Raw genomic sequence first — 13,166 nt, 5'->3', positions numbered from 1 at the left:
CCGAGCGGTGTCGGGCGCCGGACCGGCTCGCCCGGCGTCGGCGGCTCAGCGTCCCAGCACCGCCATCGCCGCGTTGTGCCCCGGGATCCCGCTGACCCCGCCGCCGCGCACCGCGCCCGCCCCGCAGAGCAGGATCGCCGGGTGCGCGGTGGCCACGCCCCAGCGGTCGGCCGCCGGGTCCGCGCCCCACGGGAACGCCAGCTCCCGGTGGAAGATGTTTCCGCCGGGCAGGCCCAGCTCGCGCTCCAGGTCCGGCGGGGTGCGCACCTCCACGCAGGGCTGCCCGTGTTCGTCGTGCGCCAGGCAGTCGGCCAGCGGCTCGGCCAGCACCGCCTCCAGCGGCGCGAGCACCGCGCGCAGCGCGTCCTCGGCCGCGATGCCGGAGCCCGGGGCGAAGAGCCGGGCCGGCTGGTGCAGGCCGAACAGGGTCAGGGTCTGGTAGCCCCGGGCGGCGAGCTCCGGACCGAGGATCGAGGGGTCGGTCAGCGAGTGGCAGTACAGCTCGGCCGGGGCCGGGTCGGGCAGCTTCCCCGCGGCGGCGGCCTGGTAGGCGGCGGCGAGTTCGGTCGCCGACTCGGCCAGGTGCAGGGTGCCGGCGAAGGCGTCGGCCGGGTGCGCGGCCGGGTCGCGCAGCCGGGGCAGCCGGCGCAGCAGCAGGTTGACCTTGAGCTGCGAGCCCTCCGGCGCCGGCTGCGGCGGCAGCTCGCCGAGCAGCCGGGCCAGGGTGGCCGGGGCGGCGTTGCAGAGCACCCGGTGGGCGCCCACCCGGTGCTCGCCGTCCGCGTCCCGGTAGACCACCTCGACCCCGCCGCCCTCCGGGTGCAGCGCGGTCACCTCGCAGCCGGTGCGCAGCTCGGCACCGGCGGCCCGGGCCGCGGCGGCCAGCGCGGCGGTGAGCGCGCCCATGCCGCCGACCGGGACCGCCCAGTCGCCGGTGCCGCCGCCGATCACGTGGTAGAGGAAGCAGCGGTTCTGCCGCAGCGAGGGGTCGTGGGCGTGGGTGAAGGTGCCGATCAACGCGTCGGTGAGGACCACGCCGCGGACCAGGTCGTCGGTGAAGGACCGCTCCACGCTCTCGCCGAGCGGCCGTTCGAAGAGCAGCTGCCAGGCGGCCTCGTCGGCCACCCGGCGGCGCAGCTCGGCCCGGTCGGGCAGCGGTTCGGTGAGCGAGGGGAAGATCCGTTCGGCGGCGCGCCCGGTCAGCCCGTAGAACTCCTGCCAGGCCGCGAACTCCCGGTCCGAGCCGGTCAACGCGCGGAACGAGGCGGCGGTGCGGGTCGGGTCGTCGGCGGTCACCAGCAGGCCGGTGGGGCGCCCGGCGCGCTCGGTCGGGGTGTAGGAGGAGATCCGGCGCCGGCGGACCCTGAAGTCCAGGCCCAGCTCGGCGACGATCTTCCGCGGCAGCAGGCTGACCAGGTAGGAGTACCGGGAGAGCCGGGCGGGCACCCCGGCGAAGGCCTCGGCGGAGACGGCCGCGCCGCCGGTGCGGGCGAGCCGCTCCAGCAGCAGCACCCGGCGCCCGGCCCGGGCCAGGTAGGCGGCGGCCACCAGACCGTTGTGGCCGCCGCCGACGATCACCACGTCATGACTCGCCGGTCCGGGTCGCATGCCGTACCGCCCTCCACACGCGTCGGGGGTGCTGCTTTCGGACCACTCTCCCGAACCGCCCGCCCCGGCGCAATGACGCGGCCCGGGTCGGCTGCCGCGCGACCTCGCGGGCGCCGGCGGCCGGCGTTCAGCGCAGGGTGGGGTCGCAGGCGTCCCGGACGGCGTCGCCGAGCACCAGGAAGCTCAGCACCGTCGCCGACAGGAAGAGCGCCGGGAACAGCAGCAGGTGCGGGAAGTCGAGCAGGTAGGCCTGGGCCGCGTTCAGCTGGAGCCCCCAGGAGAGCGCGGGGTACTGCAGTCCGACGCCCAGGAAGTCCAGCGTGGCCTCGCCCGAGATGACGTTCCCGACGCTCAGCATGGCGACCACCACCACCGGCGTCACGGCGTTCGGCAGGATGTGACGGACCATCAGCCGCAGCGACCCGGCGCCGGCGGCCCGCGCGGCCCGCACGTACTCGGCGTCCCTGACCCCGATCACCTGGGCCCGCATCACCCGGGTCATGGTGGTCCAGCCGAGCGCCACCAGCACCAGGGTCATCGCGCCGAGCCCGTGGTCGGGGAAGGCGACCAGGATGACGGTCGCGCCGAGCACGAACGGCAGCCCGAAGAAGACGTCGGTGAGCCGGGAGAGCAGGCCGTCCACCCAGCCGCCGTAGAAGCCGGCCAGCAGTCCCAGCAGCACCGACAGGGCGAGCGCACCCGCCGTCACCGCCAGCCCGATCAGCAGCGGGGGCCGGGTGCCGCGGACCACCTGGGCCAGGTAGTCGCAGCCCTGGGTGTCGAAGCCGAACGGGTGCGCCGGGCTCGGCCCGACCCGGGCGTCGGACAGCTCGCAGCGCCCGCTGTCGTGGGTGAGCAGCGCGATGAACGGCTCCGGGAAGGCGGCCAGCAGCACCATCAGCAGCAGCACGGCGCCGCAGGCCAGCAGTCCCGGGCGGGCGGTGGCCCGGCGGCGCGGGCGGGCCGGGGCGGGCGGCAGCGACAGGTCGGGGCGCGGTTCGGGGCGGGGCTCGGCGGTGGCCCGCGGCGGGCTAGTCATGGCGCAGCCGCGGGTCGAGCAGCCCGTACAGCAGGTCGACCGCCAGGTTGGCCAGGCAGAAGACCAGCACCAGCACGGTGGTCACTCCCACCACGGTCGGCCCCTCGCGCAACTGGATCGCCTGGAACACCTCCTGCCCGATCCCCGGCAGGTTGAAGATGTACTCGGTGACCACCGCGCCGCTCAGCAGCGACCCCAGCTCGACGCCGAGGAAGGTGACCACCGGCAGCAGCGAGTTGCGCAGCGCGTGGGCGACCACCACCCGGCGGCGCGGCAGGCCCTTGGCGGTCGCGGTGCGCACGTAGTCGGCGCGCAGGTGCTCCAGCAGCGCGGTGCGGGTCAGCCGGGCGACGTAGCCGGCGCCGAAGCAGGCCAGCACCAGCCCGGGCAGCAGGTAGGCGGTGGGCCAGCCGGCCTCGGTGCCGGAGACCGGGAACCAGCCGAGCCGCACCCCGAGCACCAGTTGGGCCAGGTAGCCCAGGATGTAGACCGGCACCGCGATCACCACCGTGGTGCCGCCGAGCACCGCGCGGTCCGCCCAGTGTCCGCGCCGCAGCCCGGCCCAGACCCCGAGCGCGGTGCCGACCGCGGCCTCCAGGAACCAGGCGGTCAGCCCGAGCCGCAGGGTGACCGGCCAGCGGTCGGCCAGGGTCGCGGCGACCGGCTCGCCGGTGAAGGTGCGGCCCAGGTCGCCGTGGAGCAGGCCGCGCAGGTAGTCGGCGTACTGGACGACGAGCGGCTGGTCGAGGTGGTAGCGGTGGCGCAGCTCGGCCAGGACCGAGGCGGGCAGCGGGCGGTCGCCGGCCAGCCCCTGGATCGGGTCGCCGGGCAGCACGAAGACCAGGGTGTGGATCAGGAAGGTGGTGGCGAGCAGCACGGGCAGGGCGGTGAGCAGGCGGCGGGCGAGGTAGCGGCCCAAGTGGTGCTCCCTTCCGGGGTCCGGCGGGTTCAGTGACGGACGGTGATCTGCTCCAGGCGCAGCCCCGGCGCGTACGGGTCGAGGCTGACGTTGCCGACCCGCCCGCTCCAGGCGGTCTGGTCCTGCCAGTTCCACAGCGGGATCAGCGGCAGTTCGCGCAGCGCCAGGTCCTCGGCCTGGTGGTAGGCGGCGATGCTCTGCTCGGGGGTGGGGGCGGCGTCGCCCCGGGCGAGCAGCGCGGTGAAGGCGGGGTCGGTCCAGCCGGAGCGGGTGCCCGGGCCGAGCAGGCCGGCCAGGTAGTTCTCCTCGCTGGGGAAGTCGGCTACCCAGTTCTGCCGGTAGGGGCCGGTGGCCCGGTGGCCGTTGAGGATCGGACCGAGGTCGGCCGGGGCCATGGTGCGGAAGACGACGTCGCGGATCCCGAGGTTCTGCCGCAGCTCGTTGGCCACCGCCGTCATCCACTGCAGGTAGCTGGGGTCGGAGTTGGCGAAGTACAGCGCCAGGGTGCCGGTGAACCCGCCGGCCTGCCGGAACAGCTGCCGGGCCTCGTCCGGACGGTACTCGCAGGTCTCGCCGCAGGCGCCGGTGCGGTGGCCGGGGATGGTCGCCCCGACCAGCGAGTCGGCCGGGGTGAAGACCTCGTTGAAGATCGCCCGGGTGATGCCCTTGCGGTCGATCGCCATCGACAGCGCCCGGCGCAGCTCCGGCTTGGCGTAGCGCGGGTCCCAGAGCGGCAGGCCGAGGTAGTCCATGGTGCTGCCGGGGCGCACCGCGTAGTGCCGGCCGAAGGTACGTTTCGCCTCGTAGGCCCGGGCCGGCGGCACTCCGGTGACGAAGTCGACGTGGCCGGCCTCCAGTTCGGTGACGGCGGTGTCCTTGCTGGTGAAGATCGGGAAGTGCACGGCGTCCGCCATCGGCGGGCGCGGTCCGCGGTAGTCGGGCGCCCGGGCCAGGTCGATCCGCTGGTTGTGCCGCCAGGGGCCGGCCATCCGGTACGGGCCGTTGCCGATCGGCTGCCGGTCGAAGCCGTCCGGGTCGGTGAAGGCGGCCTGCGGCAGCGGCGCGAAGGCGGGGAAGCTGAGCAGACTGGGGAACTGGCTGAACGGCGCCTTGAGGGTGATCCGCAGGGTCAGCGGGTCGAGCACGGTCAGGCCGCTCAGGTGGCGGGTGGCGGGGGTGGCGTCGCCGGGCGGGTTGAGCTCGTCGTAGCCGGCCAGCTGGGCGAAGTAGGAGTTGGCGTCCCAGCCGTCGGGGCCGTAGGCGGCGGCCTCCCAGGCGGCGGCGAAGCTGGCGGCGGTCACCGTCTCGCCGTTCTGGAACCGCCCGCCGGGCCGCACGGCCATGGTCCACACCTGCTGGTCGGTGCTGGTCAGCGAGGCGGCGGCGAGCGGCACCGGGTGGCCGTCGGTCGGGTCCAGCGTCATCGGGGTGTCGAACACGCCCTCCAGCACCTGGATCGCGTAGCTGCTGGTGGTGCGCCCGGGGGTGAGGTGGTCGGGCTCGGTGAGCGCCACCGAGTAGGCGCCGCCGGGCACCGCCGGGACGGGGCGGTCGTCGAGCACCGCGGGCCGGGCGCAGCCGCCCAGGGCGAGGGCGAGGGCGAGGGCGGCAGCGAGGGCGAGGGCGGCCGGCGCCCGGCTCAGCACCGGGCGGCCGTGGTGCAGGTGGTCTCCCAGTTGCGCGGGTGGGCGGTCTCGGGCCCGGTGCTGCGCGGTGCGGTCGACGGGCTGCCGGCGGGCGGGCCGTCACCGGCCAGCCGGACCACCAGGTCGTCGATCAGCGGCTGCGGGCTGTCGCCGACGAAGTTGCCGACCAGCACGCTGAACGCCAGGGTGTGCCCGTCGGCCCGGTCCAGGTAGCCGGCCAGCGCCGCCACCCCGGTCATCGAGCCGGTCTTGGCGTGCACCCGGCCCGCCGCGGCGGTGCCGCGCATCCGGTCGGTGAGCGTGCCGCCGACCAGCCGGCGCGGGTCGCCGGCCACGGGCAGTGCGTTGTACCAGGCGTTGTACCAGGGCTGCTGCCGGGCGAAGCGCAGCAGGGCGAGCAGGCGCTGACCGGTGATCAGGTCCTGCCGGGACAGGCCGGAGCCGTCCACCTGGCGGGCCGGGGTCGGCTCCAGGCCGTGCCGGCGCAGGAAGCCGCGCACCTGGTCGAGCCCGGCGGCCCAGCTGCCCGCACCCGCCTTGACCGCGCCGATCTCCTTCACCAGGTGTTCGGCGATCCCGTTGTTGCTCAGCTTGAGGAAGGGCACCATCAGGTCGGCCAGCGGCGCCGAGTCGTGGGCGGCCAGCTCCCTGGTCTCGGCCGGGGCCGGCTGCTCGCGCACCCCACTGGCGACGCTCACCCCGTGCCGGGCGAGCGCGGCGGCGAAGACCGTGCCGGCGAGGTTCGCCGGGTCGTCCACGGCCACCCACTCGTCCCGCGGCCCGGCGTCGGCCGGCAGGCTGCCGGAGAGCAGCAGCTCGTTGCCGCCCGGGTGGCGGTCCACCGCCACGGTGTCGGCGCTGCCGGCCGGCCCGGTGGCCACCTGCCCGGCGAGCCGCACCGGCGCGTCCGGCGGGGTCAGCCGCACCGCGGCCGGGCCGCCCGAGACGGTGTCGGGGGTGAGGGTCAGCCGGACGCTGCCGACATCGTCGTCACTGTCGGTGGTCAGGGTCAGGGCGGAGATCTGCGGGCTGTAGTAGGCGGCCTGGTCGTCCCAGGCCCAGGCCGGGCCGAGCGGCACGGAGTCGTAGCGGGAGGCGTCGGCCAGCACCGAGCCGGTCACCCGGCGCACCCCGGCGGCGGCCACCCGGGCGGCCAGCGCGTCCAGGTCGGCGGCCTGCAGACTCGGGTCGCCGCCGCCGCGCAGCACCAGGTCGCCGTCGAGCCGCTCGCCGTCCCGCGGCCCGGCGGCGAGCACCTCGGTGGTGAACCGGTGGTCCGGCCCGAGCAGGTCCAGTGCGGCGGCGGCGGTCACCGTCTTCTGGGTGGAGGCGGGCAGCATCAGGGCGGCGGGGTCGTGCTGGTAGAGCACCGTGCCGTCGGCCGCGTCCTCGACCAGTACCGAGACCTCGGCGCCGGTCAGCCGCGGGTCGGCGAGCAGGTGGTCGAGGTCGCCGCCGAGCGCCCCGGGCGAACCGGGGGCCGCCGGGGTGGCAGCCGGTGCGGCCGGGGCGCCGCCGACCGGCAGCAGCGTGACGAGGACGGCCGCCAGCGGGGCGGCCAGCCGACGGACCGGGATGCGAGGCACGGCGCCTCCAGCGGGGCGGACGGGCTGAGGGACCACCACCATCACGCCGACGGGTGGCCGGGCGGGGCCGATGACACGCCCGGCGCCGGATTTCCCCCCTGGCGGAGGACAGGAGGCGAGATGGTACGACAGGCGGATGATCGATCTGCCTGCTGTCCGGTCCTTCGACGCGGTCCTCTGCGACCTGGACAACGTCGTGCGCTTCTTCGACCACACCGAGGTGCACCGCCGGGAGGCGGCCGCCGGCCGCGAGGTCGGCGACCTGCGGGCCGCGCTGGCCGGGGCGGCGGGCGGCGCCTGAGCGGGACCGGGCCGGGCCGCCGCGCCCCGAACGGGCCAGGAGTGCCCCGGACGGGCCAGTATGGGAGGGAGCGCGCGGGCGCGGCCCCGGGTGGTGGAGCGAGGTGGTTGCGGTGGGCGGCGAATCACGGCCCGCGGCCTCGCTGCTCGCCGGCGGCGGGCCCGGCGGTGAGGCCGGTGGCGGGGCCGTCGGCGTGGTGGGTGACAGGCCCGGCGGCGCGGTCCCGGTCGCGGACCAGGGCGAGCTCGCGGCCGTGGTCGAGGTGTTGCAGCGCGCGCCGGGGCTGGTCGGCGCCCACATGGGCGGCCTGTACCTGCTGGGAGCCGGCGGGGAGGTGCTGGAGCTGGCGCTGACCCTGGGGGCGGCGCGCCAGTTCACCCGGGGCTGGCAGCACGTCGGGGTGGCCGCGGCGATCCCGGTGGCGGATGCGGTGCGCACGGGGGAGCTGGTCTGGGTCGGCGGCGGCGAGGCGATGGCGCGCCGCTACCCGCGGGTGGCGGTGGCGATGCCGTACGCGTTCTGCCTGGCCGCGCTGCCGGTCACGGTCGCGGGCGCCACCGTCGGCGTGGTGTTCCTGCTCTGGCCCGCCGCGCACCCCGCCGAGCTGCCGCCGGCCGAGCGGCAGGGCCTGGAGCGGCTCGCCGAGGAGCTGGGGCAGGCGCTGGCCGGCACCCCGCAGCCGATCCGGCTCGGCCCGCGCCCGCTGCCGGTGGTGCCGCCCGGCGGCGCCGCGGACCTGCTGACCGCCACGGTCGCCCGGCTGCCCGACGGGGTCTGCGCCCTGGGCCTGGACGGGCGGCTGACCCTGGTCTCGGCCCAGGCGGCCCGGCTGCTCGGCCGGCCGGCCGCGGAGCTGATCGGGCAGCGGCCGTGGGCGGCGCTGGCCTGGCTGCGCGACCCGATCTACGAGTACCACTACCGGGCGGCGGTGATCAGCCAGGAGCAGTCCTCCTTCGTGGCGGTCTGCCCGCCGGACCACTGGCTCTACTTCCGGCTCTACCCCGACCTGTACGGGGTCACCGTGCGGGTCACCGCCGCCGCCGTGACCGAGCGTGAGCTGCCCGCCGTGCCGCTGCCCCCCGAGCCGATCCCGCACACCCGCCCCGGCGCGCTCTACCACATCCTGCACCTGGCCACCGCGCTGACCGAGGCCGCCAGCGTGCAGGACGTGGTCAGCATGATCGCCGACCAGATCGTGCCCGGTTTCGGCGGGCAGGCGGTCGCGGTGCTGCTGGCCGAGAGCGGCAAGCTGCGGACCGTCGGTCACCGCGGCTACCCGCCCGGACTGGTCGACCAGTTCGACGGCACCCCGCTGACCGAGTCCACCCCCGGCGTGCGGGCCTCGACCAACCCGGTGCCGGCCTTCTTCGAGAGCCGGGCCGAGCTGGACCGGCTGTACGCGGGCCGCCGCGAGACCCAGGACGGCATGGCCGCCTGGGCCTACCTGCCGCTGGTCACCTCGGGCCGGCTGATCGGCACCTGCGTGCTGGCCTTCGCCGAGCCGCACCACTTCGCGCTGGAGGAGCGCGCGGTGCTCACCGCGCTCGGCGGCCTGATCGCCCAGGCGCTGGACCGGGCCCGGCTCTACGACGCCAAGTCCGGCCTGGCCCACGGCCTCCAGGACAGCCTGCTGCCGCGCGCGCTGCCCACCGTCCCCGGGCTGCAGATCGCCGCCCGCTACCTGCCGGCCACCGAGGGCATGGACGTCGGCGGCGACTTCTACGACCTGATCAGGGTCGACCACGGCGCGCTCGCCGTGGTGATCGGCGACGTGCAGGGCCACAACGTCAACGCCGCCGCGCTGATGGGGCAGATCCGCACCGCGGTGCGCGCCTTCGCCACCGCCGACGCCGACCCCAGCACGGTGATGGCCCGCACCAACCGGCTGATCACCGACCTCGGCACCACGCTGCTGGCCAGCTGCGCCTACCTGCGGGTCGACCTGGTCCGCCGGGAGGCCCAGCTGGCGGACGCCGGCCACCCCGCCCCGCTGCTGCGCGACCGGGCCGGCCGGGCCCGCCTGCTGACCCCGCACAGCGGCGTGGTGCTCAACGTGGACCCGGACGCCGAGTACCCGCAGACCCGGATCCGGCTGCCGATCGGTACCACCCTGCTGCTCTACACCGACGGCCTGGTGGAGACCCCCGGCGGGGACCTGGACCAGGCGCTGGGCCGGCTGGCCGCCACCTTCGCCCGGCACGGCGGCGAACCGCTGGACCGCCTGGCCGACACCCTGATCGGCCAGTCCGGGCAGGCCGAGACCCGCACCGACGACGTCGCGCTGCTGCTGGTCCGCTCGGTGCCGACCTGAGCCGTCGCACGGCCGCCACGAGGTTCGCCGACCCGCCCTGGCCCGGCGGGCCGGTGGGGGCGGGTCGGCGAAGGGGCAGCCGGTCTCGGGGTCAGCTGCCGTAGGCGCCGCCGCGCAGGGCGCGGTAGCCGTTCGGACAGGTCAGGGCGACGCGGTAGGTGCCGGCGAGCGGGCCGTAGGTGTAGCGGTAGCCGTTCGCACAGTCGACGTAGACCCAGAAGTAGTTGCCGGAGCACGTGACCGCGAAGGTGCTGCCGTTGAGGTAGAAGTCCCAGCAGGACAGCGAGTCGGCGCTCTCGGGCACCGCCTGGTCCGCCGCGAGCGTGCCGGGGGCGGTGTCGGTGGTGGCGTCGCCGGTGGCGAGGTTGTTCGAGGTGACGGCGGCGGTGTCGTCGGCGGGCAGGGTGCCGGCGGCGGTGGCCAGGCCCCCGCTGGTGCCGAGGGCGAGCAGCATGGTTGCAGTGAACAGGCCCAGAGACTTGAGGACTTTCACCTTGATCCCTTTCTCGTCTCAATGCCGGTGGGCTGGGCGATTCCCGGCACGGCCCGTCGGGGCGGATTCCGGGCTCGGGATTCGCGCTGGATCGAGTTTCCCAGAGCGGTGAGAAATGGGGCAAGAGAATGCGAATTACTGTGATTGGTCACATTGCTCGACCGACTTCTCGGTCCCTTCTGTCGGCTCGTCAATCCCTTTTCGGAATACCGGAGTCGATCGCTCGCACGAGGCTGGAGCGAGGGGCGCCGGAGGATCGCTGGAGTGATCGATCGGCCTGACGGTCCTCTGACGTTCTTCGTACACTTCTGCGATAGCCTGGCGCTGTTCGAACATTCTTGGGGCTCCTGGGCATTGAGTGCCGGAAAACGCCTCCGCAGAATGATGGCCAGGATCCGTCACCGAAGACCTGTCATGGGGGGAACGCTGTGATCAATCGTCGAACCGTGCTCGCCGGCGCCGCGCTGAGCGGCACCCTGGGGGGCGCCGCGCTGCTGCTGCCCGGTGGTGACCCGGCTGCGCAGGCCAAGGGGGTGCCGCTGCACGGGCCGGACACCACCGCGTCGCCGTCCACCGGTGCGCAGACCGACCTCAGCCCGGACAGCGTCACCAAGTTCACCCTGCCGATGGCCCAGCCGCCGGTCGCCACGCCGTTCTCCGGCAACGGCCTGACGACCTCCTACGCGATGACGCTGGTGGAGACCTCCGCCCAGGTGCTGCCCGGCATGCTGACCACGGTGCGCACCTTCGACGGCAGCTTCCCGGGGCCGATCGTCAAGGCCAAGTACGGTGAGCGCGTCACGATCGCGCAGACCAACCTGCTCCAGGTGCCGGTCTCGGTCCACCTGCACGGCGCCTCGGCCCCGGCGGACAGCGACGGCCAGCCGATGGACACCATCCTGCCGGGTGACACCAAGACCTACACCTACCCCAACATCCAGACGCAGGCCAGCCTCTGGTACCACGACCACGCGCACATGCAGGAGTCGGAGAACGTCTTCCGCGGCGTGTCCGGCACCTACCTGCTCACCGACGACACCGAGCAGGCGCTGAACCTGCCCTGCGGCGAGTTCGACGTGCCGATCATCCTGCGCGACGCCCGCTTCGACACCAACGGCCAGTTCATCTACACCCTGGGCGACTTCGCCAACCGCAACTTCATCCTGGCGAACGGCGTGGCCTGGCCGTACTTCAACGTGCAGGCGCGCAAGTACCGCCTCCGCCTGTACAACGGCGCCAACCTGCGGTTCTTCAACCTCGCCCTGTCCGACGGCTCCTCGTTCACCCAGATCGCCTCGGACGGCGGCCTGCTGCCCGCGCCGCTGACGGTCAAGTCGCTGGCGCTGTCGCCCGGTGAGCGTGCCGACGTCGTCATCGACTTCTCGCAGTACCCGGTGGGCACCAACCTGGTGCTGACCAACGCCCCTGGTGCGGCGCCCGGTCCGGTGGCCGACATCGGCCAGGTCATGCAGTTCCGGGTCGGCCCCAGCTGGTTCCCGGACAACAGCCAGGTGCCGAGCACCCTGCGCACCCTGCCGGACATCGGGACGGCCACCGTCAACCGCACCTTCACGCTGCGGATGGACGAGACCACCCCCAATGGCCTGGCGTACATCAACGAGCAGGTCTACGACCCCGACCGGGTCGACACCACGGTCAACTACGGTGACACCGAGATCTGGACCATCACCAACGTCAACCACTTCGCGCCGCACAACTTCCACGTCCACCTGGTGCAGTTCCGGGTGCTGGAGCGCGACGGCCAGCCGGCCGGACCGCAGGAGGCCGGGCTCAAGGACACCGTGACGGTGATGCCGGGGGAGACCGTGAAGGTGCAGATGACCTTCGAGGGTTACCGCGGCAAGTTCCTCTACCACTGCCACCTCTTCGACCACGCGGCGATGGGCATGATGGCGACCATGCAGGTCGTCTGACGGAGCACCGGTCTGACGAAGCAGCAGAAACGATAAAGCGTTGGGTGGCCCGGGCGGGAGTCCGGGCCATTCGGCGTGTTGGAGCCGTCTCCCCTCGGCGTGGTCGGGCTCTCCCTGCCGGCGGCAGTGCGCGGCAGCCGGCGGCAGCGCGGACCGGCGGCGGCAGTGGCGGCGGGCGGGTACTGCCGCCGAGCTGCCGCCCCGGACTGCCGCTGCCGGCCGCCGTCCGCGCCTAACTTTTTCCCCGGCCGCCCCGGGCACCGCGCCCGGCGGCCACCGAGATCCGCCAGACAGGGGAGAGAGACCTTGCGGAAGCAGCACCACCGAATCGCCCTCGCCGGCTCCGCCGCCGCGGTGGCCGCGCTGACCGGTTCGCTGATCATGAGCCCGGCCGGCTCCGGCAGCGCCTACGCGATGATCACGCCGCCGCGCTGCATCCAGCTGGACTGCGGCGACCCCACGCCCACCCCGACCCCGACCCCGACCCCGACCAGTGCGCTCGGGGTGACCGTGGGCAGCGACGGCTGGATCAGCTACGACAACGTCAAGGCCAAGTCGCTGGCGCTGGACAACGTCGCCACCAACACCGTGCAGGGCGCCATCCAGAGCGACGGCACCTGCCAGATCAGCGACTCCGGCAACGCCGGTGCGAGCTCGCCCTCGACCTACATCGAGGAGACCGCCTACAACCCCACCACCTGCCAGGCGAAGTTCGTCACCGGCACCATGTCCCCGCAGGTGGAGGCCTCGCTCGGCGACCCGGCCGGTGACGCCAGCGCGCAGACCAACAACACCGCCCCGGACGTCGCCGGCGACACCGCCAACGCGTCGTACTACCAGAGCGCCTACATGAAGACGTCCTGGATCGACCCGATCTACATCACCATCACCTCGCTCACCGCGAACCTCAAGTGGCCGGTGAACGGCGGCGGTTACATCTACGGGCGGAACAACGCCTACGAGTTCCGCTACGACGGCTGGTCGAACAGCGGCACCCCGGGCCCGCGCTTCGGCTACCTCAGCAACGGCTGGAGCAACTCGGCCGCCGAGAGCTTCGTCAACACCGACTTCGAGCACTACGTGATCGCCGCGCTCGGTCCGGCCGGCTGGGCCGCCTGCGGCTTCAACAGCTCGCCCGCCGTCTTCCGCCACAGCGACACGGTGATCGGCTACAAGAACGGCGGCCGCGGCTGGTCCTACAACGACAGCAAGCGCGGCGGCTGCGCCAACCTGGTGCACCACGGCGCCTGGTCCGGCTTCGGCTGGCGCTCCTGATGGCCGGCCGCTCCCGCTCCCGCCGCCCGTTCGGGCCGGCCGCCGAGCGGAGCG

General features: G+C 74.3%; 10 protein-coding genes. 4 read left to right on the top strand and 6 right to left on the bottom strand.

The window, feature by feature from the left end:
• Window positions 1-45 precede the first annotated feature (45 nt).
• From ACQRUO_RS23775 to dacB, 5 genes are all read right to left on the bottom strand, one after another.
• Complete coding sequence (locus tag ACQRUO_RS23775; protein WP_428318063.1) at window positions 46-1,608, bottom strand: phytoene desaturase family protein; 1,563 nt, start codon at window positions 1,606-1,608, stop codon at window positions 46-48.
• 127 nt (window positions 1,609-1,735) lie between these two features.
• The gene (locus tag ACQRUO_RS23770; RefSeq protein WP_428318062.1) at window positions 1,736-2,647 is read right to left on the bottom strand and encodes an ABC transporter permease; all 912 of its coding nucleotides are present in this window, start codon (window positions 2,645-2,647) and stop codon (window positions 1,736-1,738) included.
• Window positions 2,640-3,566, bottom strand: a complete 927-nt coding sequence (locus ACQRUO_RS23765; protein ID WP_428318061.1) for an ABC transporter permease — start codon at window positions 3,564-3,566, stop codon at window positions 2,640-2,642. The genes ACQRUO_RS23770 and ACQRUO_RS23765 overlap by 8 nt, the downstream gene beginning before the upstream one ends.
• A 29-nt stretch (window positions 3,567-3,595) precedes the next feature.
• Window positions 3,596-5,212 carry a peptide ABC transporter substrate-binding protein gene (locus tag ACQRUO_RS23760; protein WP_428318060.1) on the bottom strand — a complete coding sequence of 539 codons (1,617 nt, stop codon included), beginning with the start codon at window positions 5,210-5,212 and terminating at the stop codon, window positions 3,596-3,598.
• Window positions 5,206-6,798 carry a D-alanyl-D-alanine carboxypeptidase/D-alanyl-D-alanine endopeptidase gene (gene dacB / locus ACQRUO_RS23755; RefSeq protein WP_428318059.1) on the bottom strand — a complete coding sequence of 531 codons (1,593 nt, stop codon included), beginning with the start codon at window positions 6,796-6,798 and terminating at the stop codon, window positions 5,206-5,208. The genes ACQRUO_RS23760 and dacB overlap by 7 nt, the downstream gene beginning before the upstream one ends.
• 136 nt (window positions 6,799-6,934) lie before the next feature.
• On the opposite strand from dacB, the gene ACQRUO_RS23750 reads away from it, so the two are divergent.
• The gene (locus ACQRUO_RS23750; RefSeq protein ID WP_428318058.1) at window positions 6,935-7,099 is read left to right on the top strand and encodes a hypothetical protein; all 165 of its coding nucleotides are present in this window, start codon (window positions 6,935-6,937) and stop codon (window positions 7,097-7,099) included.
• A 112-nt stretch (window positions 7,100-7,211) separates the two neighbouring features.
• Complete coding sequence (locus ACQRUO_RS23745; protein WP_428318057.1) at window positions 7,212-9,410, top strand: SpoIIE family protein phosphatase; 2,199 nt, start codon at window positions 7,212-7,214, stop codon at window positions 9,408-9,410.
• 91 nt (window positions 9,411-9,501) lie between these two features.
• Here the strand turns inward: ACQRUO_RS23745 and ACQRUO_RS23740 are convergent, their stop codons facing one another.
• On the bottom strand, window positions 9,502-9,864 hold the full coding sequence (locus ACQRUO_RS23740; RefSeq protein WP_428318056.1) for a hypothetical protein: 363 nt from the start codon (window positions 9,862-9,864) through the stop codon (window positions 9,502-9,504).
• A 467-nt stretch (window positions 9,865-10,331) separates the two neighbouring features.
• Here ACQRUO_RS23740 and ACQRUO_RS23735 point away from each other — a divergent pair, with 467 nt between their 5' ends.
• A complete protein-coding gene (locus tag ACQRUO_RS23735) occupies window positions 10,332-11,837 on the top strand; it encodes a multicopper oxidase family protein (protein ID WP_428318055.1) in 1,506 nt (501 codons plus the stop codon).
• Between the two features lie 306 nt (window positions 11,838-12,143).
• On the top strand, window positions 12,144-13,112 hold the full coding sequence (locus ACQRUO_RS23730) for a hypothetical protein (RefSeq protein WP_428318054.1): 969 nt from the start codon (window positions 12,144-12,146) through the stop codon (window positions 13,110-13,112).
• The last annotated feature ends 54 nt before the right edge of the window (window positions 13,113-13,166 follow it).

It is taken from the genome of Kitasatospora sp. LaBMicrA B282 (assembly GCF_050325825.1).
Taxonomy (GTDB): domain Bacteria; phylum Actinomycetota; class Actinomycetes; order Streptomycetales; family Streptomycetaceae; genus Kitasatospora.
The sequence above is the reverse complement of the archived record's forward strand: the minus strand, read 5'-3'. Positions and strand labels throughout refer to the sequence as shown.